This is a genomic window from Candidatus Merdisoma sp. JLR.KK006, from assembly GCF_036941035.1.
In the GTDB taxonomy this organism is placed as follows: Bacteria; Bacillota; Clostridia; order Lachnospirales; family Lachnospiraceae; genus Laedolimicola.
This window is the reverse complement of record NZ_JAYMNS010000001.1, coordinates 53,801-75,721: the sequence shown is the minus strand read 5'-3', so window position 1 is coordinate 75,721 and position 21,921 is coordinate 53,801. Positions and strand designations below refer to the sequence as shown.

Here is a 21,921-nt window from a genome sequence, read left to right as displayed (position 1 = left end):
TGAAGGACTTGCCTTTGGACAAGCAGAACTAGAATAGGTGTTTTATGTATTATCCGGAAGACTTAATTGAGGAAATACGTTTAAAAAATGATATTGTGGATGTAATATCCGGCTATGTCCGCCTTAGGAAGCAGGGAGCCAGATATTTTGGGCTCTGTCCTTTCCACAGTGAAAAATCCCCTTCTTTTTCCGTGTCAGGAGACAGGCAGATGTATTATTGCTTTGGCTGCCATGCAGGGGGAACGGTATTTAACTTTTTGATGGAATATGAGAACTTTACATTTCCGGAGGCTGTGAAGCATCTGGCGGATCGCTGCGGCGTGGAACTGCCAGAGATGGAGTATTCTAAGGAGGCCAGGCAGCAGGCAGATTGGAAAAGCAGGCTTCTGGAGATACATAAGAAAGCAGCCAAGTTCTTTTACTACCAGTTAAAGCAGGAGGGCGGAAAGGATGCCTATGCCTATCTCAAGGGCCGGGCACTGTCCGATGATACCATCCGCCGCTTTGGACTTGGCTATTCCAGCAAGTATAACGGGCAGCTTTACAAATATCTTAAGCAAGAGGGGTATTCGGACGAGCTGCTTAGGGATTCAGGGCTTATCACCATGGATGAGAGACGGGGTGCCTATGATAAGTTCTGGAACCGGGTGATGTTTCCCATTATGGATAGCAACAACCGTGTCATTGGCTTTGGAGGCCGGGTTATGGGCGATGGCAAGCCCAAGTATCTAAACTCTCCGGAGACGAAGATTTTTGACAAGAGCCGGAACCTCTACGGGCTTAATTTTGCCAGAAGCTCCCGAAAGCCGAATATGATAATCTGTGAGGGCTATATGGATGTGATTGCCCTTCATCAGTCAGGCTTCAATCAGGCGGTGGCTTCTCTGGGAACTGCTTTTACTGCTCAGCAGTCTCTTCTTTTAAAGAGATATACGCAAGAGGTTCTTCTAACTTATGACAGTGATGATGCAGGAACCAAGGCGGCCCTCAGAGCCATTCCCATTTTGAAGGAGGCAGGGCTTTTGGTTCGGGTTATCAATATGAAGCCCTATAAGGATCCGGATGAGTTTATCAAGGCTCTTGGGACGGAGGCTTTTCAGGAGCGGATCGACCAGGCAAAGAGCAGCTTCCTTTTTGAGATTGAGGTTCTGGAGCGGAACTACAATCTGAAGGATCCGGCAGGAAAGACGGCGTTTTTCGATCAGATGTCAAGGAAGCTGTTGGGCTTTTCGGATGAACTGGAGCGAAATAATTACATAGAGACTCTTTCGGAGCAGTATCATATCGGTTATGAGACTCTTCGGAAAAAAGTAAACCAGATGGGAATCACATTAGGCGGTGTGCAGCCGATAGAGCGGCCAAGAGATGTGTCTGTCCATAAAAAGGAAAAAGAGGATGGAAGCGATACCTCCCAGAAGCTTCTGCTTACCTGGATGATTTCCGATCCTGCTTATTTTCGGGAGATTCGCCGTTATGTGGAGCCGGAGGACTTTACGATTCCCCTTTACAGTCAGATAGCAAGTATGCTTTATGAACAGCAGGAAAAGGGAGAACTGAATCCGGCCCGGATTGTGGGAACCTTTGTGGACTCCCAGGAACAGCGGAAGGCGGCGGCTGTTTTTAACGCAGTGCTTAAGGTGGAGACAAAGGAGGAAATGGAGAAAGCTCTTCAGGAGACTGTTTACAAGGTATGCAAAAATGCTTTGGAAAAAAAGGCAAAAGAATTGGATCCTACAGATATGACAGGCCTGCAGCATTTGGTACAGCGCAGGCGTCAATTGGAGAAACTGCATATTTCTTTGGATTAAGGATAAAATACTAACAAGTTATGGAAGGATGGAACAACATGGAAGAAAACATGGTAAAGTTTGAGGACAAGCTAAAAGAGCTTCTGGCTATGGCGAAGAAAAAAAAGAATATTCTGGAATATCAGGAGATCAGTGACTTCTTCGGGGACATGGAACTGGATGCAGAACACTTTGAAAAGATTCTGGAATACCTGGAAGCCCATAATATTGACGTGCTTCGGATTACCAGTGATGATGACGATGATGCGATCATCCTTTCGGAAGAAGATGACGTAGACGTTGAACAAATCGATCTTTCCGTACCGGACGGCGTAAGTATTGAGGATCCTGTCCGCATGTATTTAAAGGAGATAGGTAAGGTGCCTCTTTTAAGCGCAGAAGAAGAGATTGAGCTGGCAAAGCGGATGGAGCTGGGAGATGAGGAGTCCAAGAAACGCCTGGCAGAGGCGAATCTGCGTCTGGTAGTCAGCATTGCAAAGCGTTATGTGGGCCGCGGCATGCTTTTCCTGGATCTGATTCAGGAGGGAAATTTAGGGTTAATTAAAGCCGTAGAGAAGTTTGACTATCGTAAGGGCTATAAGTTCAGCACCTATGCTACCTGGTGGATTCGTCAGGCTATCACAAGAGCCATTGCGGATCAGGCCAGAACCATTCGGATTCCTGTGCACATGGTAGAGACCATCAATAAGCTGATCCGTGTATCCCGTCAGCTTTTGCAGGAACTGGGAAGAGAGCCTACCCCGGAGGAGATTGCGGAAGAGATGAAGCTTCCCGTGGAGCGGGTTCGGGAGATTCTGAAGATTTCTCAGGAGCCTGTGTCTTTGGAGACGCCTATCGGTGAGGAAGAGGACAGCCATCTGGGTGATTTTATTCAGGATGACAATGTTCCGGTTCCCTCTGACGCTGCGGCATTTACCTTGCTGAAGGAGCAGCTGGTGGAGGTTTTGAGTACTTTGACGGATCGGGAGCAGAAGGTGCTGCGCCTGCGCTTTGGCTTGGATGACGGACGGGCACGCACCCTGGAAGAAGTAGGAAAAGAGTTCAATGTAACAAGGGAGCGCATCCGGCAGATTGAGGCCAAGGCGCTTCGGAAGCTTCGTCATCCCAGCCGCAGCAGAAAATTGAAGGATTACCTGGATTAAGCTATGAATTTGTCAAAACGACTGGAACGATTGGCAGGAATGGTATCCACGGGAAACCGTCTTGTGGACGTGGGAACAGATCATGGATATGTTCCCATTTGTCTTTGTGAGAGAAAGCAGATTCCCTCTGCCATTGCCATGGATATTAATAAGGGCCCCCTTGAGAGAGCGAAAAGCCATATTGAGGAAGCAGGGCTTTTGCCATACATAGAAACAAGGCTTTCGGATGGCCTGACAGCGCTTCGAAAAGGGGAGGGAGATACCGTTCTCATTGCCGGAATGGGCGGCATCCTGATGGAGAAGATTCTCTGTGAGGGAAAGGAAGCTCTTTTGGCTGTTCGGGAACTGATATTGCAGCCTCAGTCTGATATTGCAGGTGTCCGCCGGTGGCTTGTGAGAAATGACTGGCTGATTACTTGTGAGGATATTGTATATGAGGATGGGAAGTATTATCCTATGATGAAAGCGGTGCAGGGGAAAGGGCAGTTCTACACAGTATCTGAGTACCGTTACGGGCGGGCGGATTTGCAGCAGTCACTTTCGGTTCTTGAGGAATTCTTAACAAGGCAGATCCAGGTGAATGAGAAGATTCTTACAGGGCTTCCCAAGGAGGGGAAAGAGCGAATTCTTGCCCGAGAGTATTCCATTCAGAGGGATATCCGAATCTTAAATGAAGCTTTGGCGGCTTGTATTCTGGAAAGGCAGGGAAGAAATTGATTTTCGGCTGAGGGTTATGAGAAGATGATGGGGAGAAGGAGGGGATTCTATGATAAAATGTCAGGATCTGATTGAGAAAATAGAAGAGCGGTATCCGAGAATCTATGCCTGCGATTGGGACAATGTGGGGCTGCTGGCCGGGGATCGGGAACAAAAGGTAGAAACAGTCTATATTGCTTTGGATGCTACGGATGCTGTGGTAGAGAAAGCTCTCAGCGCAGGAGCAGATCTTCTGCTGACTCATCATCCCATGATTTTCGGCAGCATCAAATCTGTGACTATGGATGATTATGTGGGAGAGCGGCTGATACGTCTGATTCGGGGAAATGTTTCTTACTATGCCATGCACACGAATTATGATGTGATGGGGATGGCAGAGCTTTCGGCGTCCTGTCTGGGTCTTTTGGATACCTTTGTTCTGGAAGAAGTTTTTGACGGGGAGGGGATTGGCCGGGTTGGGCGGCTGTCTGTCTCTATGACTCTAAAGGAGTGTGCCGAGCTTGTGAAGAAGCGTTTTCATCTGCCGAATGTAAAGGTTTTCGGGGATTTGAATAAGATAGTAAGGATAGCCGCCCTGTCTCCGGGGGCCGGAAAGAGTATGGCCAAGCCGGCGCTTATGTCGGGAGCGGATGTGCTGATTACAGGAGATATTGATCACCATACAGGAATTGACATGGAGGACTGCGGCATGGCGGTGATTGATGCGGGCCACTATGGGATTGAGCATATTTTTATTGAGGATATGAAGGTATTTCTGGAAAATCATTTTCCGGAGCTTGTTATTCATACAGCGGCGATTAGCCAGCCTTTTACCGTGCTTTGAGAGGGATAAGGCTTTGGTATTGTTATTGTAAAAGTGCCTAAGTTTGTACTTTTGCAGGTATGTAATCATGCTTGTTGAAAGTGTTAGGATAAAAACCGGAATAGGAGGATGCGGAATGGATTACAAGGTAACGATTGACGGGAAGGTATATGAGTATCCGGAAGGAACCTCTTATCAGACCATTGCGAAGGAATGTCAGAAGGATTATTCCCATGATATTGTACTGGCCTCCGTGAATTATAAACTTCAGGAGCTGGGGAAAAAGCTTTCTTCTGATTGTGAGCTGAGCTTTCTGACTACGGGCAGCTTTATCGGCCAGCAGACTTATCGCAGAAGTATGACTCTGCTTTTGATGAAGGCAGTATACAAGGTGGTGGGCCATGATAAGATACACCGGGCGCAGGTTCAATACTCTCTTAGTAACGGCTATTATTGTACGCTGGAGGGGGATCTCCTTTTAAACGAGGAGCTTCTTGGACGGATTAAGGCAAAGATGCTGGAGTATGTGGATCGCAAGATGCCCATTGAGAAGCGGAATGTGAATACGGATGAGGCGCTTAACATTTTCCATGAGCACAAAATGTACGATAAGGAAAAGCTGTTCCGTTATCGCCGTGCCTCTCGTGTGAATATCTATTCTCTGGGAGACTTTGAGGATTATTACTATGGATATATGGTGCCGGATACCAGTTATCTGAAGTATTTTGAGCTGTACCCCTATGATGTGGGATTTGTGATTCAATTCCCCCTTCAGGCAGAGCCAAAGACTGTGCCTCCATTTAAACCGCAGCATAAGATTTTCCAGGTTATGAAGGAGTCCGTTTCCTGGGGAGATATGTTGGAGGTATCTACAGTGGGCGAGCTGAATGACTGTATTTCCAAGGGAGGAATGCAGGATTTGGTTATGGCCCAGGAGGCTTTGCAGGAACGCAAGATTGCGGAGATTGCAAGGAGGATTGCAGAGGATAAGAGCCGGAAGTTTATTATGATTGCAGGTCCCTCTTCCTCCGGAAAAACTACTTTTTCCCACCGGCTTTCCATACAGCTGAAGGCTGCTGGCTTACGTCCCCATCCCATTGCCGTGGACAATTACTTTATGGAGCGGGAGCTGACGCCGAAGGATGAGGACGGCAGCTATAACTTTGAGTGTCTGGGCGCCGTAGATGTGGAGCTTTTGAACAAGCAGATGAGTGAGCTTCTTTCCGGCAAGACTGTGGAGATTCCTCATTTTAATTTTAAGGTGGGAAAGAAGGAATACAATGGGGATTATATGACCCTGGGGGATGAGGACATTTTGGTGCTGGAAGGAATTCACTGTCTCAATGATAAGCTTTCCTACAGCTTGCCCAGAGAGAGTAAGTTTAAGATCTATATCAGTGCTTTGACGCAGCTGAATGTAGACGAACATAACCGAATTCCCACCACGGATGGCCGCCTTATCCGCCGTATGGTACGGGATGCCCGGACACGTGGAGCGGGAGCGGCCCGGACGATTGGCATGTGGCCCTCGGTACGCCGGGGAGAGAATGAAAATATCTTCCCTTATCAGGAAGAAGCGGATGCCATGTTTAATTCCGCTCTTATCTATGAGCTGGCGGTGCTGAAGCAGTATGCGGAGCCTCTGTTATTCGGAATCGGACGGGATGAGCCGGAGTATCAGGAGGCTAAGCGGCTTTTGAAGTTCCTGGATTACTTTTTGGGCGTAGACAGCTCCTTTATTCCGGATAATTCACTGGTAAGGGAATTTATCGGAGGCGGATGCTTCCGGGTATAGGAGCTGCCGTCACGCAGTGATTAAAATAGGTAAAGTCGCAAAGGCACACAAGAGGAACTTTCATGAGTGTCCTTTGGAGTGAAAGTTTCTCTTATTACAGGTGTGCCGAAGCGGCTTTACCCTTTAGTGCCATCACATAGTGATTAAAATTAGGAGATAAAATGAGAACAGAATTGACAAGAGAGCAGGCTTTGGCTCTGCTCAGAAAATACAACAAGGAGCCCTTTCATATTCTTCATGGTTTGACTGTGGAGGGCGTGATGCGCTGGTATGCTAAGGAGCTGGGGTTTGGAGAGGAAGCGGATTTTTGGGGAATTGCCGGTCTTCTTCATGATATTGATTTTGAGCAGTATCCAGAGGAACACTGTAAGAAAGCGCCTGAACTATTGAAAGACGGTGGTGCAGAGGAGGAGATGATTCATGCGGTGTGCAGCCATGGCTATGGCCTTGTGACAGACGTAAAGCCGGAGCATGAGATGGAAAAGGTTCTCTTTGCTACAGATGAGCTGACGGGCCTTATTGGCGCGGCGGCAAGGATGCGCCCGTCTAAGAGTGTGATGGATATGGAGGTTTCCAGTCTTAAGAAGAAGTTCAAGGACAAACGTTTTGCGGCAGGCTGTTCCCGGGATGTGATACGTAATGGGGCTGAGGCCCTTGGCTGGGAGCTGGATAAGCTGTTTTCCATGACCATAGATGCCATGCGTTCCTGTGAGGAGCGTGTGGCGAAGGAGATGGGGACTGCTTAAGAGTAGAGAAATCATATTTAGAGGGCTGCCGTATCATTGGGCAGCCCTTTGCGGGTAATAGCTTTTCCTTACCTGCGAAAATTGCAAAAAATTTTTGGAATTAGTGTGAGATAAGCAGGGAGGTAACTAAGATGCGTATTTTATGTATCGGAGACAGCAATACTTGGGGATATAACCCAGAGAACGGACAGCGTCTGGAGAAAAGGTGGACAAGGCTTCTTAGGGAAATGCTGCCGGAGGATGAGATTATTGAGGAGGGACTATGCGGCCGCACTTTGATTTCCATGGATCGTGAAAAGCGGGAGCGGTGCGGGATAGACAGCCTGAATGTACTTCTCATGTCCCATATGCCGGTGGATCTTGTTCTTGTGATGCTGGGAACCAACGAATTAAAAACCGTATTCCATACAAATGCACGTTTTATTGCCCGAGGGGTGAGAGAATTTATTCGTACTATAAAGAATCCGTTTCTGTGGGAGAAAGCCTATATTCCCCGTGTACTTGTTATCTCTCCGATTCTGCTTCGGGATGATATTCGGGAGAGGGAAGAATTTTACGCCGGCTTTGATGAAAACAGCATCGAGCAATCCCGGCACATGGCAAAAGAGATAGAGAAGGTGTGCGGGACCTATGAAGTGGATTTTATGAATGCGGCGGATTATGCAAAGGCTTCCGGGATAGATGGAATCCATATGGATGAGGAAAATCACCGGGAGCTGGCAAAGGCTGTCTGTGAGAAGATAAACGAGCTGTACAAGGCATAAGGAGAAAAGACTTATGGAGCGATATGGCTGGAACTCTGCTGAACAGTGAAAAGCATGTTTCGGAGAATACAAGGGCAGCTAAGGAGCTGAGTGATGTTGTTGTGGCAGACAATGACCATGATGGCTGTGCGCAGGTAATTGAGGAATATCTTTTGAAATAAAAAAACATATGCTTTCGGCAATCTGCACAAGAATTCCCTGTCAAATTTGTTAGTATCGCATAATTGACAGGGGACTTTCTATTGTGTATTATAATATTAACATTTGTGAATGCGCATTCACAAGGAGAAAAGCCATGATTACAATGACAGAGATTGCCCGGCTGACAGGTGTTTCCCAACCGACAGTTTCACGGGTATTAAATGGAAACCAGGCAGTGAATCCGGAGGTACGGGAACGGGTGATGGCCTGTGCAAAGGCCCACGGATATCAGCCAAATGTAATGGCTCAAAGCCTGGCAGGAAGCAGGACCCATCTGATTGGAGTGATATTAACAGATATATCCAATGCATTTTTTGCAGACCTGGTAAAATATCTGGAGCAAGAGGCCAGAAAGAGCGGGTTCAGTCTGATACTTTTTAACACCAATTATGAGTTGCTTCATGAACAGGAATATTTAGAGGTGGTTCAGCGCTACCGTGTAGATGGGCTGATTGTAGTTCCGGTTCAGGAGAATGCCTCCAAGTGGAAGACGCATATTCATCATCTGAATATTCCCACTGTAGTGATTACAAGACGGGCGGAGGGATTGGATTCCGTTTATGTGGATCATCAGGAGGCCGGAGCGCAGGTAGGGCGCCACTTACATGAGGAAGGCTGTGAGAGCTACGTCTTTTTCGGAAATACGGTTGATCAGAAGTATCAGGGATTCGTGGAGATATTGGAGGAACAGGATTCCGCTTTTCGAGAGAAGCTTACGATAATTGCTATAAGGGATTCCAATGCCGTTGAAAGGGAGCTTCAAAAGCATTTTGAGCAGCATCCGGGCCGGACCGGAATTTTTGCTTATAACGACAGAAGGGCTTTGCAGATATTGGGTATTCTTAACAAGATGGGGATTGAGGTTCCGGGACGGGCAGGATTGGTAGGTTTTGACAATACGTATATGTGTGAATATCTTTACCCTCCCCTTTCCAGTGTGTCACAGCCTAACGAGGCTATGGCAGTGAAGGCAATGGAGCTGCTTCTGCACAAGATTCAGCAGCCGGAGGACATCCATGTGGAGAATTGGCCCATGCGGGCGGAATTGATTCCAAGGGAAAGCTCCCTTTTTCGGAAGAAATAGGGCTTGGGGAATCGAATTCAAAGAATAAGTGAAAGACAGATTGAGATAATACGAAGAGATATCTTCGGGAAAAAGGGCATTGTTTCAGAGACAGCCCTTTTCATATCATTATCATGAATGCGCATTCACGATAATGATATGAAACTTAAGGCAGGAACATAGCTATAGAGATTTTGGAATCATTTATCAGTTTCAGATAATTTTCAGGAGGATATGGAAAGTTTTATGAACGCACTACATCACTTATGGGAACAACTGCTTCAGGATGAGCTGGAGCGCTGTCAGACAACAAAGAAAAATGACCGTTGGCGGCCAAAGCTTCATATAGCGCCGCCCTTTGGGTGGCTTAACGATCCAAACGGTCTTTGTCAGCATCAGGGAACTTACCATGCGTTTTATCAGTTTTCCCCTTTCCAGGCAAAGGGAGGTCTGAAGTTCTGGGGGCATTGTACCAGTCAGGATCTGCTTCATTGGAAGTTTGAGGGAGCGCCCTTGACAGCGGATCAGCCGGAGGACTGCCATGGGGTTTACTCCGGATCGGCTCTCATAGAAGACGGGGAAATGTATCTGTATTATACGGGAAATGTAAAGGAAATGGGCGACCATGATTTTGTCAATACAGGCAGAAGATCCTATACCATGCTTGCGGTAAGCAGGGACGGAAGAACGATAGAATCCAAAGAAGCATTGATGGATCACAAGGATTATCCTTCCGACTTAACCCGTCATGTGCGGGATCCCAAGGTGTGGAAGCGGGAGGATACCTACTATATGGTTCAGGGTGCCAGAACAAAGGAGGATAAAGGCATTGTATTGCTTTTTTCTTCCGGGGATAAAAGACATTGGGAGTATCGAAAGCGTTTTGAAACAAAAGAAGCGTTCGGATATATGTGGGAATGTCCGGATATCTATGAACTGGATGGCCGGACCGTATTGAGCATTTCCCCCCAGGGTGTGGAGACGGAGGGGCTTAAATATGCCAATCTGTACCAGAGCGTGACATGCTTCCTTGATGGAGATTTTCGGGCGGAAGCGGCCATGGGAGAGTTTCGGGAGCTGGACGGAGGTTTTGATTTTTATGCACCCCAGACCTTTCTTGGGGATGATGGGCGGAGAATTCAGATTGCATGGATGGGCCTGCCGGATGTAGAGGAGTTCTATACCAATCGGACAGTGGAGGATGGCTGGCAGCATATGATGACTATTCCCAGAGAGCTGTCTGTGAAAAACGGCGTACTCTGCCAAAATCCGGTAAAAGAGTTGGCAGAATGGTGGAATTGCTCCAAGCCCTTACAGGGAAGCTTTGATGAAAATGTGGAATCCTGCTGTGAGCTTGAACTTCATACGGAGGGCGGAAATCTGGAAGTAGTTTTGGCGGATGGATTAAGACTTCGCTATAATAAGGAAGAAAAAATCTTCTGGATGGAATTTACCGATTCTCTGCTGGGGTCAGGCCGGAGGGTTCGGGGCCGGGAGATTGAGGAGCTTAAGGAGATGCGGATACTGATAGATGTGTCTAGTGTGGAAGTATTCATTAATGAAGGAACGGATGTATTTACTACCCGGTTTTATCCTAAGACGGCTCTTTGCAGGGTGCGGATAAATGGAGAGGGCTGTCATGGGACTTACTATTTCCATTCTAATGAGCAGTAAGACGGCATAGGAAATTGGCTGCAGAACGGATGCAGAGTCACAATTGACACTCCATGCAGTTAATATAAAAAATGGCCCACAGGGTCTAAAAAGGAGAGGAGAACGTTATGGACTACAGAAAAGCAGCGGAAGAGATTTACGAGAAAGTCGGAAAAAAGGAAAACTTGATCTCTGCAGCTCACTGTGCTACCCGGCTTCGTCTGGTGCTTGCGGACAATGCCAAATGTGACGCCAAGGCAGTGGAGGAGATTGACGGCGTGAAAGGAGTATTCAGCGCTTCCGGCCAGCTTCAAATTATTCTTGGAACGGGAACTGTTAACAAGGTATACGATGAATTTCTGGCCGTATCCGGTCTGACCGCAGCCAGCAAGGAGGATGCCAAGGCTGCGGCGGCAGCCAAGCAGCCGTTTTACAAGCAGGCCATTAAGACCTTGGGAGATATTTTTGTTCCCATTATACCGGCTATTGTGGCAAGCGGTTTCCTGATGGGAATCATGGAAGCCCTGAATTTTATGGTAAATAATGGATTCCTGAATATTAATACCTCTGGTTCCATCTTTGTATTTGCCAATCTTTTTGCAAATACGGCCTATGTGTTCCTGCCGATTTTGATTGCCTACAGTGCGGCGAAGGTATTCGGGGGAAATCCCTATCTGGGCGCGGTTATCGGTATGCTGATGATTCATCCGGATCTGCAGAATGCCTGGACCGTGGCAACGGAGGGAGTTTTAAAGACACAGAAAGTGTGGTTTGGCCTGTATGAAGTGGATCTGGTAGGGTATCAGGGCCACGTGATTCCGGTTATCATTGCAGTTTTTGTCATGTGCATGGTTGAAAAGAAGCTGCATAAGATTGTTCCGGCCATGTTTGACCTTTTTGTAACACCGTTGGTGAGCGTATTTGTAACAGGGTATTTGACATATTCTATCATCGGACCGGTGTTTGTAACCATTGAAAACGGAATCATCGGCGGCGTACAGCAGTTGATTTCCCTGCCTATGGGAATCGGAAGCTTTTTGATGGGCGGTCTTTACTCCACAACCGTTGTTGCCGGTGTTCATCATATGTATACGGTTATTGATGTGGGGCAGCTGGGACTTTATGGAGTAACCTACTGGCTTCCGTTGGCATCTGCTGCCAATATTGCTCAGGGTGCAGCTACACTGGCAGTTGCTTTGAAGACAAAAAATCAGAGAACCAAATCTATGGCAGTTCCCTCTGCAATGTCCTGTTTCATGGGAATTACGGAGCCTGCAATCTTTGGTGTGAATCTGCGGTTTTTTAAGCCTTTTATCTGCGGCGCTGTGGGCGGTGCCTGCGGAGCTTTGTATGCATCTATCGTAGGGCTTGGAGCAACGGGTACAGGAGTAACGGGCATCTTCGGACTGCTGCTGTGTCTGCATGATCCCATCAACTATATTATTATGTTCCTGATTTCCGCAGGTGCGGCATTTGCGCTTACCTGGATGTTTGGATATAAGGATGCGGAAGAATCGCCTAAGGCAGAGGCAAAAAAGGAAGAGACAGTACCGGTCGTACAGATTGAGACAGAAGCCAATGGAGTTTATGCGCCGGTAGAGGGTCGGGTGATTCCTCATACGGAGATTGCTGACGCAACCTTTGCTTCCGGCGCTTTGGGGTCAGGTGTTGGAATTGTTCCTGCAAAGGGCGAAGTGGTAGCGCCTTTTGACGGAGAGATCGCAATGTTTTTTGATACCCGGCATGCCATTGGTCTTGTGAGCGAGAGCGGAACGGAGATTTTGATCCATGTGGGGATCAATACGGTAGAGCTTAACGGAAAGCATTTCCGTGCATTGAAAGAATCCGGCGAAAAGGTAAAGGCCGGGGAGCGCCTTTTGGAGTTTGATATGGATGCGATTAAGGCGGCCGGTTACGACATTACCACAGCAGTTTTGGTATCTGCGCCTGAACAGGTTGAGGTTGTAAAGACCGGGGATGTGAAAGAGCTGGAGAAGATTTTGGTGGTTGGGTAAAAGAAAGCATGTGCAAATAAAAGGAAATTTTCAAATGTCTGGGGATAGGCTGGGATATTTGATAAATTAAGTTAAGGTTAATAGTCTATAGCTAAATAAAGAGTTCACTCAAGCATAAAAAAGACAAAACTGGCAGTACGGAACTTCCGGTTTTGTCTTTTTTAATATTCTCTGTCAAGTACTTGCCAGATTCTTATTGGCCGTAGCCAGCATCAGCTTCAGCCTGTTCAGCTGATTCACTTCGCTGGCGCCGGGGTCATAATCAATAGCCACCACATTCGACTGGGGATACTTCCTTCGCAGCTCCTTAATAACCCCCTTGCCCACCACATGGTTCGGCAGGCATCCAAAGGGCTGGGTGCAGACGATATTCTGTACGCCGCTGTGGATCAGCTCCAGCATCTCTCCGGTCAGGAACCATCCCTCTCCGGTCTGATTTCCCAGAGACACAAACTTCGAGGCCATTTCCCCCATCTTATCAATATTGCCGGGAGGCACAAAATGAACACTCTTTTCAAATGCCTTTACCGCAGGCTTCCGAAGCCATTCCATAGCCTTAATTCCCAAGCGGCCCTTCCGGGCGGAGGAACGCTTCTTCCCAAGATATCTGGCTTTAAACTCCGTGTTTTTAAAACAGTAAAGCAGAAAATCCATCAGATCCGGCACCACGGCCTCTGCGCCCTCAGCTTCCAGAAGCTCCACAATATGATTGTTGGCGGAGGGTGAAAACTTCACAAGGATCTCCCCAACCACTCCCACACGGGGCTTTTTCAGATTCTCATAAATAGGAAGCTGGTCAAATTCCTTAATAATCCCCCGGCAGATCTTTACAAAGCGATGATGGGGGGTATGGCCGCCGGAAAGGAAGTCCTGACAGATCTTTTTCCATTTCTCGTGAAGCCGGTCTGCGGCGCCGGGAACTTTCTCATAGGGCCGCATCCGGTAGAGCACACGCAGGAAAATATCACCGAATACCAGTCCGTATAAGCCTTTCACAGCCAGACCGGGGGTAATCCGGAATCCGGGATTCTTCTCTAGCCCGCTTAAATTAATGGAAATCACAGGAATATCAGGATATCCGGCTTTCTCAAGAGCCCGGCGGATAAAACCGATATAATTCGTAGCCCGACAGCCACCGCCTGTCTGGGAGATAATGACAGCCAGCTTATCCGTATCGTATTTGCCTGAGAGAATGGCAGTCATAATCTGCCCCACAACCACCAGAGAGGGATAGCAGGCATCGTTATTTACATATTTAAGCCCCATATCAATGGCAGCCTTATCCGAATCCGGCAGAACCTCAAGCTTAAAGCCCGAAGCCCGGAAAGCGGGCTCAATGATGTCAAAATGAATGGGCGACATCTGAGGGCAGAGAATGGTATGGGTTTTCCGCATTTCCTCCGTAAATACAGCCCTGTCATAAGCAGAGGATACGATGGAACGGCAGACAGCTTTCTGTTCCCGCACCCGAAGAGCGGAGATAAGGGAACGGACACGGATTCTGGCAGCCCCCAGATTGTTAACCTCGTCAATCTTAAGACAGGTGTAGATCTTTCCGGAATTGCTTAAAATGTCATTTACCTGATCTGTAGTTACAGCATCCAGACCGCAGCCAAAGGAATTGAGCTGAATGAGATCCAGATCCTCCCTGGTCTTTACAAAGTTGGCTGCCGCATACAGGCGGGAATGGTACATCCACTGATCCGTAACCATCAGGGGACGCTCCACCCCGTAAAGGTGGCTGACGGAATCCTCCGTAAACACGGCAATGCCGTAGGAATTAATAAGCTCCGGAATGCCGTGGTTAATCTCCGGGTCAATGTGATAGGGCCGTCCGGCCAAAACAATGCCCCGCCTGCCTGTCTCTTTTAGATAGGAGAGAGTTTCCTCGCCCTTTCGCATCATATCCTCTCTGGCATTCTCAAGCTCCTTCCATGCCTTTCGGACGGCGGAAGAGATCTCCCCAGCAGGAATATGGTATTTTCCCTCAAATTCCTCAATGAGCCGTTTTTCCAGAACGCCCGGATTTTCAAAGGAGAGGAAAGGATTGAAAAAGTCAATGGAACCGTCAAGGAGTTCGTCAATATTGTTCTTAATATTCTCCGCATAGGAGGTGACAATGGGGCAGTTATAATGATTGCCCGCATCGGGAAATTCATTACGTTCAAAAGGAATGCAGGGATAGAAAATAAACTTCACGCCCTTGCGGATCAGCCAGGTCACGTGACCGTGGGCAAGCTTGGCCGGATAGCACTCCGATTCGCTGGGAATGGATTCGATGCCCAGCTCATAAATCTTCCGGTTGGAAGCCGGAGAAAGCACCACCTGATACTTAAGCTCCGTAAAAAAGGTAAACCAGAAAGGATAATTCTCATAAAAATTCAGAACCCGGGGAATTCCCACATGTCCCCTTTTAGCCTCATCCGGAGTAAGGGGCGTATAGCCGAAGAGCCGCTGATTCTTGTACTCATAGAGATTGGGAATCTGCTCCTGGTTCCGGGTCTTCCCGATGCCCCGTTCGCAGCGGTTGCCGGAAATAAACTGGCGTCCCCCCGTAAAACGGTTGATGGTCAGGCGGCAGTTGTTGGTGCAGCCCCTGCACTTGGACATGGTGGTAGTAAATTCCAGTTGGTTGATCTGCTCGATAGAGAGCATGGTAGTATCCATGCCCTTTTCATAACGCTCTCTTGCAATCAGGGCAGCACCAAAGGCACCCATAATACCGGCAATATCAGGCCGAATCACTTCACAGCCGGCGATTTTTTCAAAGCTTCTAAGGACGGCGTCATTGTAGAACGTACCACCCTGAACCACAATATGCTTTCCCAGAGAGGAAGCGTCCGAAACCTTGATCACCTTAAATAAGGCATTTTTGATAACGGAATAAGCAAGGCCGGCGGAAATATCCGAAACCTGGGCGCCCTCCTTTTGGGCCTGCTTTACCTTGGAGTTCATAAATACGGTACACCGGGTTCCCAGATCAATGGGATGCTCCGCAAAAAGGGCTGCCTTTGCAAAATCCTCCACACTGTAATTGAGAGAATTGGCAAAGGTCTCAATAAAGGAGCCGCAGCCGGAGGAACAGGCTTCATTGAGCTGAACGCTGTCCACGGTGTGGTTCCGGATGCGGATGCATTTCATATCCTGACCGCCGATATCCAGAATACAGTCTACCTCCGGATCAAAAAATTCGGCAGCGTAGTAGTGGGCCACCGTCTCCACCTCTCCCTCATCCAGCATCAGGGCAGCCTTAATGAGAGCTTCCCCGTAGCCGGTAGAGCAGGAACGGGCAATCCGGGCATTCTTCGGAAGAAAGCGGTAAATATCACGAATGGCCCGGAGGGTAGTCTTAAGGGGACTGCCGTTATTATTACTGTAGAAAGAGTAAAGGAGGGAACCGTCCGCCGCCACCAGAGCAGCTTTGGTGGTAGTGCTTCCGGCATCAATGCCCAGGAAGCAGTCTCCTTCATAAGCCTGAAAATCACTCCGCATTACCTCATGGCGGCTGTGGCGCTCCTGAAACTTGCCGTATTCATAGGAGGATGTAAAGAGGGGCTCCATGCGCTCCACTTCAAAATCAATCTGAATATGAGCCTCCAGACGCTCTTTCAGCTCACTTAAGCGGACGGTCACGTCCGGCCTGCTGTTCCTTGCGGCTCCTATGGCGGCAAAGAGGTGGGAGTGCTTTGGCGCAATGGTGTGCTCCTCGTCCAATTTCAGCGTACGGATAAAGGCATTTTTAAGCTCGGACAGAAAGTGGAGAGGACCGCCCAGAAAAGCCACATGTCCCCGGATGGGCTTGCCGCAGGCCAGACCGCTGATGGTTTGGTTTACTACGGCCTGAAAAATAGAAGCTGACAAATCTTCCTTTGTAGCTCCCTCATTGATCAATGGCTGAATATCCGATTTTGCAAATACGCCGCAGCGGGCGGCGATGGTATACAGTGAATGGTAATTTTTGGCGTATTCGTTGAGACCCGAAGCGTCCGTCTGTAAGAGGGAAGCCATCTGGTCGATAAAGGAGCCTGTGCCGCCGGCACAGATGCCGTTCATACGCTGCTCAATATTTCCTCCCTGGAAATAAATGATCTTGGCGTCCTCTCCGCCCAGCTCAATGGCAACGTCCGTTTTTGGGGCCTCGGCCTCCAAAGCCTGAGCCACCGCAACCACTTCCTGAACAAAGGGAACATTGAGATGTCCTGCCAGGGTCAGTCCGCCGGAGCCGGTAATGGCAGGAGAGAGTGTCTGCTCTCCAAGCTGTGCTTCCGCCCGTCCAAGAAGCAGGGCCAGCGTCTCCTGAATATTGGCAAAATGCCGTTCATAGTCGGAAAACAGCAGATTGTGGTTGCTGTCTAAAATTGCGATTTTAACAGTCGTGGAACCAATGTCGATTCCCAGCATAGATGCAGTCAGATTGTTCATAAACCAATTTTTCTGCAGGATATGTACTGCAGCCTCCTTTTCTAAAAAGAGCGCTCCTGAAAACCTTCTTAATTTCGCCGGATATGTATTTGCAGAGATTCAAGAGAACTCAATCCCCGGTCAGAAGATTGCCTTTTAAGAAGCGCTTCTGCCCGGCGGACATATAATAAGAAAAACTACATGATGTTACATTATACGACAATTGAAAAATTAAGGCAAATAAAAAAATTATAAAATATTTTCTTAATTTTCGCCAGAAATGCCTATTTATTAGTTTTTATAAACAGAAATTGGAAAAGATGCATATAGTATCTTATAAAATAAGGAAAGATTTGAGGTAAACTTTTCTATGCGTGACTGCCATGGTTTTCTTCATGTTGTACAAAAAGGGGACACCCTTTATCTTTTAAGCCGCAGGTACCAGGTGCCTCTGTGGGCTGTCCTGAATGCCAATCCCTATGTGAATATCTACAATCTCCAGGTGGGAGATGAGATCTGCATTCCCCGCAGGGTGAGGCCGAAGGATGCGTGCTGTTCCGTCTGGGAACAGTGACATGCTTCACGAAATACGGATTCAAGGACGTCTTTCATGTCCGCAGCGAATATGCCGGACCTGGAGGACGTTTTTGCATAGAAGTGAAAAGTGCCGGATATGCTATTGTAATTGACAAATAATATCTGCTCACCTATAATAGACCAAAAGGATTGTGTGAAAGGAAGATGCAGTTTCATGAACTGGATTGATAAGCTGGAGAAGAAATTTGGACGGTATGCCATTCAGAATCTCATGTATTATATTATTATTCTGTATGCGGCAGGGTATGTGGTTCAGTTATTTGCGCCGGAGTTTTATGCTTCGTATCTGTCGCTGGATGTGACAGCGATTCTGCGGGGACAGATTTGGCGTTTGTTTACTTTTATGATTTATCCGCCCAGTTCCGGACTGTTTTGGTTTTTGATCAGTCTGTACCTTTATTATTCCATTGGAAAGACACTGGAATATCAGTGGGGAACCTTTCGGTTCAACCTGTACTTTGTTACGGGCGTGTTACTGCATATTGTAGGAGCTTTTGTTTCACAGTTCCTTTTCGGGGTAAATCTGGGACAGTATTTCGGAACTTATTGGCTGAACAATTCCCTGTTCCTTGCCTTTGCCGCCACCTATCCGAATATGCAGTTTATGCTGTTCTTTATTCTTCCTATTAAGGCCAAGACCCTGGGAATTATCTACGGCATTTATTTCGGTGTGGAGATTCTCGCAGGTTTTCTTGCGCAATATTTAACAATTAATATGATAGTTGGGCTTATGCAGATTGGAATTGTTGTACATCCTGCTTATAGTCTCATGGCTCTTCTGTCTTTGGGAAATTTTATTTTGTTCTTTTTGGGAATGCGGGATATGCACCGATATTCTCCCAAGGAGATTCGCCGCAGACAGACCTATGTAAGAAGTGTAAAAAAAGGAGAAAAGAGTGTCGGAACCCATAAATGCGCTATTTGCGGCCGGACAGAGAAGGACGGAGATCATCTGGAGTTCCGGTTCTGCTCCAAGTGCAATGGGAATTATGAATATTGTCAGGAGCATTTGTTCACTCATACCCATGTGAAATAGTCTTGAAAGAAGCCTGCCTGCAGGCTTCTTTTTTTGAAAATCTTCCTACACAACGTATGATGGTACTTGCGGGGAAAGAGTGTTATAGTTTTAACAAGTTAGAACTGGATGATCCGTGTGTGATTATGAGGATGCCTGACTGAGCACTGATTGAGAAGATGCGGAATGTAAAGCAGCAGTGTTTGGGAGTACTGTCCAAAGATTGCGGAATTTAAACAGGAGGTTAGAGATGAATACACCAGCGGAAATTGCACAAAATTATGTGGGAATCGGAAAGAAGAAGACGGAGCTGCCAATTGCAAAGATGTTTGTCCTTGGAATTCTGGCAGGCATGTTCATTGGATTTGGAGCCATTGGTTTTCAGATTGCAACGGCGACTATCGGCGGAAATCTTGGAAAGTTTGTAGGAGCATTTTTGTTCCCCACGGGATTGGCGCTTGTTCTGCTTGCAGGAAGTGAGCTGTTTACAGGGAACTGCCTTCTGGTGATTCCTTTATTGCAGAAAGAGGCTGCTGTCACAGGCGTGCTGAAGAATTGGCTTTTCGTATATCTCGGAAACTTTGTGGGAAGCACGATTCTGGCGTTTCTTTTGGTATATGGGCATACACCTTCAGCTATAGACGGTGCTTTTATGAATACCATTATGTCCGTAGCTGCGGCAAAGGTAGGAATCAGCGTGGGAGACGCCATATTCCGTGGAATTCTCTGCAATATTATGGTGTGTCTGGCTGTGTGGATGTCCTTTGCGGCAAAGACAGCAGGAGGCAAGATTGCGGCGCTGTATCTTCCTATTGTAGTGTTTGTCCTTGCGGGCTTTGAGCATAGTGTGGCAAATATGTATTATATTATGGCCGGTATTTTCTGCAATGGTGTTTATGGCGTGGGAGAAGCCAGTGTGAATGTGGGAAGCATGCTTGTGAATAATCTGCTTCCGGTTACCATCGGCAATATCATCGGCGGCGGCTTGGTGGGACTTACATATTGGTTCCTTTACCTGAAAGGGGCTAAGAAGCAGGCATAGGTTAAAAGGCAGTATGCAGGCTTTAGAGAACAATATAATCAAGGGGCTGTCATAGGTGTACTGGCAGTCCCTTGCATTCGTATTTTGAAAAACAAATCCAACTATTCCTGATTCGGCAGCAGTCAAAGCCTGCCTCAAAGGGGTTGCTTTATCAAGAGGAAAAGTGATAGAGTTTTTAGTAGAATAGAAAGAAGGTTAACAGAAAAATGAGAATTCAGGAAGCAAGAAAATTATTAAAAGAGAAGGGACTGGATGCGGTATTTATTGCATCTTCAGCCAACATTTGTTATCTAAGCGGATTTGTGGGCAGAGACAGCTATTTTTACCTGTCCGCCGGGAAACAGGTAATCCTTACAGACAGCCGCTACACTCTGCAGGCTCAGGAAGAGGGAAAAGGATGTCAGGTTCAAACCATCAGCAATGATCGGGGGTATGGAGTTTTGCTAAAGGAGCTTCTGGAGGAAGATAAAGTAAAGCAATTAGGCTTCGAAGACGGAGCCATGACCTGGCAGATGGTGAAAAAGCTTCAGGATGAAACAGAAACAGAAAAGATCTCCTGGATACCCATTGAGGAAGGATTTTCTCTTCTGCGTGCCGTAAAGGATGAAGGAGAGCTTAAAAAAATGGCCAGGGCAGAGCAAATAGGTGACGAAGCTTTTTCCTATATCCTGACACAGATAAAACCAGGGGTTACAGAGCTTGAAATAGCGGCAAAACTGGAATACTATATGAAAAGCCACGGCGCCGGGGAAAAAAGCTTTGATACCATTGTGGCATCCGGTTATCATTCTGCTATGCCGCATGCGGTTCCTTCAGAAAAAGTTCTGGAAAAGGGAGATTTTATTACTCTGGATTTTGGATGCAAATATCAAGGTTACTGCTCCGATATGACAAGAACCGTTGTTTTGGGAAAAGCCAGTGAGAAACAGAGAGAGGTATACCAAATTGTGCTGGAAGCTCAGAAAACAGCTCTTGGGTCTTTAAAAGCCGGAATGACAGGTGCAGAAGGGGATAAACTGGCAAGAGAAGTTATTGAAAAAGCTGGTTATGGTCAATATTTCGGCCATGGCTTAGGCCACAGTGTGGGTTTGGAGATACATGAAAAGCCGGCTCTGTCCCAAAAGGATAAAAGTGTACTGAAGCCCGGCATGATAGAAACTGTAGAGCCGGGAATCTACATTCCCGATTTTGGCGGTGTGCGTATTGAAGATATGGTAGTAATTACAGAGAATGGAGTTAAGAATTTAACCAGTTCACCAAAAGAATTGATTGAATTGTAGATACTTATGTAAATAGATGTTGGGAGGAGTCAGCTGCATTTAAATCCGAAAAAGAATATCCCCATAGAAAGTTTCAGGAGGCAATGGCTCATGAATTTCTATGGGGATGTTTTACTTCTACAAATTCAAAGGCAGTTCCAATTTCTCCAGCTTGTCCTGCAAAGAGCGGTGAAAGGAATCATTGGAATAGATCTGATTCTTAATCGCAAGCATCCGGGCATCCGTCTGGGCAATAATGTCCGCACACTCTTTTAATTCGGCGGAAACCATTTCCGGATTCTCCACATCTTGTTTGTACTTAAGCTGATGATCCACACTGGCCCAGAAGTCCATGGCGATGGTACGGATCTGTACCTCCACACGCATATTCTTTTTCTGCTCAGAGAAAAAGACCGGAATCTCTAAGATCAGATGCAGGCTGCGATAACCATTGGGCTTTGGACTTTGAATATAATCCTTTTTGCGGATAAGCCGTATGTCATCTTGCTGGAGAAGCATGTCCGCAATAGCATAAATATCGTCAATAAAAGAACAGATCACCCGGATTCCGGCCACATCATTCAGATTTTCTTCCACGGCCTCCACCGTAAATGGAGCCTCATATCGCTTCAGCTTCTGAATGATGCTCAGAGGGCGCTTAATACGGGAGGTAATATGCTTGATGGGATTGCGCTTATGGCGGATGCTCAGCTCATCATTCAAGACCTCCAGCTTGGTTCTGACTTCACGGATGGCACAATTGTACATCATCATCAGTTCCTGAAATTGGAAAGCCTGACTGGCAAAGTGCTGCGGTATCTCCGGAAGGCTTTCCTGTTCCGTAAAAGAAGTATGTGTTTCCCGTTCCATATCAATACTCCGACTTTTGTTTGTAATTGCT

17 protein-coding genes are annotated in these 21,921 nt (G+C 47.1%); 15 read left to right on the top strand and 2 right to left on the bottom strand.

The window, feature by feature from the left end; genetic code table 11:
* The first annotated feature begins 44 nt into the window (after positions 1–44).
* From dnaG to VSQ61_RS00295, 11 genes are all read left to right on the top strand, one after another.
* Positions 45–1,808, top strand: coding sequence for a DNA primase (gene dnaG / locus VSQ61_RS00345; RefSeq protein WP_334342434.1), 1,764 nt, complete (start codon positions 45–47; stop codon positions 1,806–1,808).
* 38 nt (positions 1,809–1,846) lie between these two features.
* Positions 1,847–2,950, top strand: a complete 1,104-nt coding sequence (gene rpoD, locus VSQ61_RS00340; protein WP_334342433.1) for an RNA polymerase sigma factor RpoD — start codon at positions 1,847–1,849, stop codon at positions 2,948–2,950.
* 3 nt (positions 2,951–2,953) lie between these two features.
* A complete protein-coding gene (locus VSQ61_RS00335; protein WP_334342432.1) occupies positions 2,954–3,667 on the top strand; it encodes a tRNA (adenine(22)-N(1))-methyltransferase in 714 nt (237 codons plus the stop codon).
* 52 nt (positions 3,668–3,719) lie between these two features.
* The gene (locus tag VSQ61_RS00330) at positions 3,720–4,490 is read left to right on the top strand and encodes a Nif3-like dinuclear metal center hexameric protein (RefSeq protein WP_502877012.1); all 771 of its coding nucleotides are present in this window, start codon (positions 3,720–3,722) and stop codon (positions 4,488–4,490) included.
* Between the two features lie 115 nt (positions 4,491–4,605).
* Positions 4,606–6,264, top strand: a complete 1,659-nt coding sequence (locus VSQ61_RS00325; RefSeq protein ID WP_334342430.1) for a nucleoside kinase — start codon at positions 4,606–4,608, stop codon at positions 6,262–6,264.
* A gap of 161 nt (positions 6,265–6,425) precedes the next feature.
* Positions 6,426–7,010, top strand: coding sequence for a hydrolase (locus VSQ61_RS00320; protein WP_334342429.1), 585 nt, complete (start codon positions 6,426–6,428; stop codon positions 7,008–7,010).
* Positions 7,011–7,141: 131 nt separating this feature from the next.
* Positions 7,142–7,774, top strand: a complete 633-nt coding sequence (locus tag VSQ61_RS00315; protein ID WP_334342428.1) for a GDSL-type esterase/lipase family protein — start codon at positions 7,142–7,144, stop codon at positions 7,772–7,774.
* Between the two features lie 23 nt (positions 7,775–7,797).
* Complete coding sequence (locus VSQ61_RS00310; RefSeq protein ID WP_334342427.1) at positions 7,798–7,935, top strand: hypothetical protein; 138 nt, start codon at positions 7,798–7,800, stop codon at positions 7,933–7,935.
* Between the two features lie 134 nt (positions 7,936–8,069).
* Positions 8,070–9,059: a LacI family DNA-binding transcriptional regulator gene (locus tag VSQ61_RS00305; RefSeq protein WP_334342426.1), complete on the top strand. Its 990-nt coding sequence runs from the start codon at positions 8,070–8,072 to the stop codon at positions 9,057–9,059.
* Between the two features lie 225 nt (positions 9,060–9,284).
* Positions 9,285–10,712, top strand: coding sequence for a glycoside hydrolase family 32 protein (locus VSQ61_RS00300; protein ID WP_334342425.1), 1,428 nt, complete (start codon positions 9,285–9,287; stop codon positions 10,710–10,712).
* Positions 10,713–10,819: 107 nt separating this feature from the next.
* Positions 10,820–12,706, top strand: coding sequence for a PTS sucrose transporter subunit IIABC (locus VSQ61_RS00295; RefSeq protein ID WP_334342424.1), 1,887 nt, complete (start codon positions 10,820–10,822; stop codon positions 12,704–12,706).
* Positions 12,707–12,880: 174 nt separating this feature from the next.
* Here VSQ61_RS00295 and VSQ61_RS00290 read toward each other — a convergent pair whose 3' ends face one another.
* Positions 12,881–17,128 carry an acyl-CoA dehydratase activase-related protein gene (locus VSQ61_RS00290; RefSeq protein WP_334342423.1) on the bottom strand — a complete coding sequence of 1,416 codons (4,248 nt, stop codon included), beginning with the start codon at positions 17,126–17,128 and terminating at the stop codon, positions 12,881–12,883.
* 349 nt (positions 17,129–17,477) lie between these two features.
* Here VSQ61_RS00290 and VSQ61_RS00285 point away from each other — a divergent pair, with 349 nt between their 5' ends.
* The 4 genes from VSQ61_RS00285 (at position 17,478) to VSQ61_RS00270 (ending at position 21,041) form a co-directional block, all read left to right on the top strand.
* A complete protein-coding gene (locus VSQ61_RS00285; protein ID WP_334342422.1) occupies positions 17,478–17,681 on the top strand; it encodes a LysM peptidoglycan-binding domain-containing protein in 204 nt (67 codons plus the stop codon).
* A gap of 177 nt (positions 17,682–17,858) precedes the next feature.
* Positions 17,859–18,740 carry a DUF1751 domain-containing protein gene (locus VSQ61_RS00280; RefSeq protein ID WP_334342421.1) on the top strand — a complete coding sequence of 294 codons (882 nt, stop codon included), beginning with the start codon at positions 17,859–17,861 and terminating at the stop codon, positions 18,738–18,740.
* Between the two features lie 229 nt (positions 18,741–18,969).
* On the top strand, positions 18,970–19,761 hold the full coding sequence (locus VSQ61_RS00275; RefSeq protein WP_334342420.1) for a formate/nitrite transporter family protein: 792 nt from the start codon (positions 18,970–18,972) through the stop codon (positions 19,759–19,761).
* Positions 19,762–19,967: 206 nt separating this feature from the next.
* Positions 19,968–21,041: a M24 family metallopeptidase gene (locus VSQ61_RS00270; protein WP_334342419.1), complete on the top strand. Its 1,074-nt coding sequence runs from the start codon at positions 19,968–19,970 to the stop codon at positions 21,039–21,041.
* A gap of 117 nt (positions 21,042–21,158) precedes the next feature.
* On the opposite strand, the gene VSQ61_RS00265 is transcribed toward VSQ61_RS00270, so the two are convergent.
* Entirely contained in the window at positions 21,159–21,890 is a 732-nt protein-coding gene (locus tag VSQ61_RS00265; RefSeq protein WP_334342418.1) for a GTP pyrophosphokinase, read from the bottom strand.
* Positions 21,891–21,921 lie beyond the last annotated feature (31 nt).

What these genes read in the sequence shown, in the direction of transcription:
- VSQ61_RS00325 (WP_334342430.1), top strand. Translation starts at nt 4,606, where the DNA reads ATGGATTACAAGGTAACGATTGACGGGAAGGTATATGAGTATCCGGAA.
- VSQ61_RS00305 (WP_334342426.1), top strand. Translation starts at nt 8,070, where the DNA reads ATGATTACAATGACAGAGATTGCCCGGCTGACAGGTGTTTCCCAACCG.
- VSQ61_RS00285 (WP_334342422.1), top strand. Translation starts at nt 17,478, where the DNA reads ATGCGTGACTGCCATGGTTTTCTTCATGTTGTACAAAAAGGGGACACC.
- VSQ61_RS00280 (WP_334342421.1), top strand. Translation starts at nt 17,859, where the DNA reads ATGAACTGGATTGATAAGCTGGAGAAGAAATTTGGACGGTATGCCATT.
- VSQ61_RS00270 (WP_334342419.1), top strand. Translation starts at nt 19,968, where the DNA reads ATGAGAATTCAGGAAGCAAGAAAATTATTAAAAGAGAAGGGACTGGAT.
- VSQ61_RS00295 (WP_334342424.1), top strand. Translation starts at nt 10,820, where the DNA reads ATGGACTACAGAAAAGCAGCGGAAGAGATTTACGAGAAAGTCGGAAAA.
- dnaG (WP_334342434.1), top strand. Translation starts at nt 45, where the DNA reads ATGTATTATCCGGAAGACTTAATTGAGGAAATACGTTTAAAAAATGAT.
- rpoD (WP_334342433.1), top strand. Translation starts at nt 1,847, where the DNA reads ATGGAAGAAAACATGGTAAAGTTTGAGGACAAGCTAAAAGAGCTTCTG.
- VSQ61_RS00335 (WP_334342432.1), top strand. Translation starts at nt 2,954, where the DNA reads ATGAATTTGTCAAAACGACTGGAACGATTGGCAGGAATGGTATCCACG.
- VSQ61_RS00275 (WP_334342420.1), top strand. Translation starts at nt 18,970, where the DNA reads ATGAATACACCAGCGGAAATTGCACAAAATTATGTGGGAATCGGAAAG.
- VSQ61_RS00315 (WP_334342428.1), top strand. Translation starts at nt 7,142, where the DNA reads ATGCGTATTTTATGTATCGGAGACAGCAATACTTGGGGATATAACCCA.
- VSQ61_RS00290 (WP_334342423.1), bottom strand. Translation starts at nt 17,128, where the DNA reads ATGAACAATCTGACTGCATCTATGCTGGGAATCGACATTGGTTCCACG.
- VSQ61_RS00310 (WP_334342427.1), top strand. Translation starts at nt 7,798, where the DNA reads ATGGCTGGAACTCTGCTGAACAGTGAAAAGCATGTTTCGGAGAATACA.
- VSQ61_RS00265 (WP_334342418.1), bottom strand. Translation starts at nt 21,890, where the DNA reads ATGGAACGGGAAACACATACTTCTTTTACGGAACAGGAAAGCCTTCCG.
- VSQ61_RS00320 (WP_334342429.1), top strand. Translation starts at nt 6,426, where the DNA reads ATGAGAACAGAATTGACAAGAGAGCAGGCTTTGGCTCTGCTCAGAAAA.
- VSQ61_RS00300 (WP_334342425.1), top strand. Translation starts at nt 9,285, where the DNA reads ATGAACGCACTACATCACTTATGGGAACAACTGCTTCAGGATGAGCTG.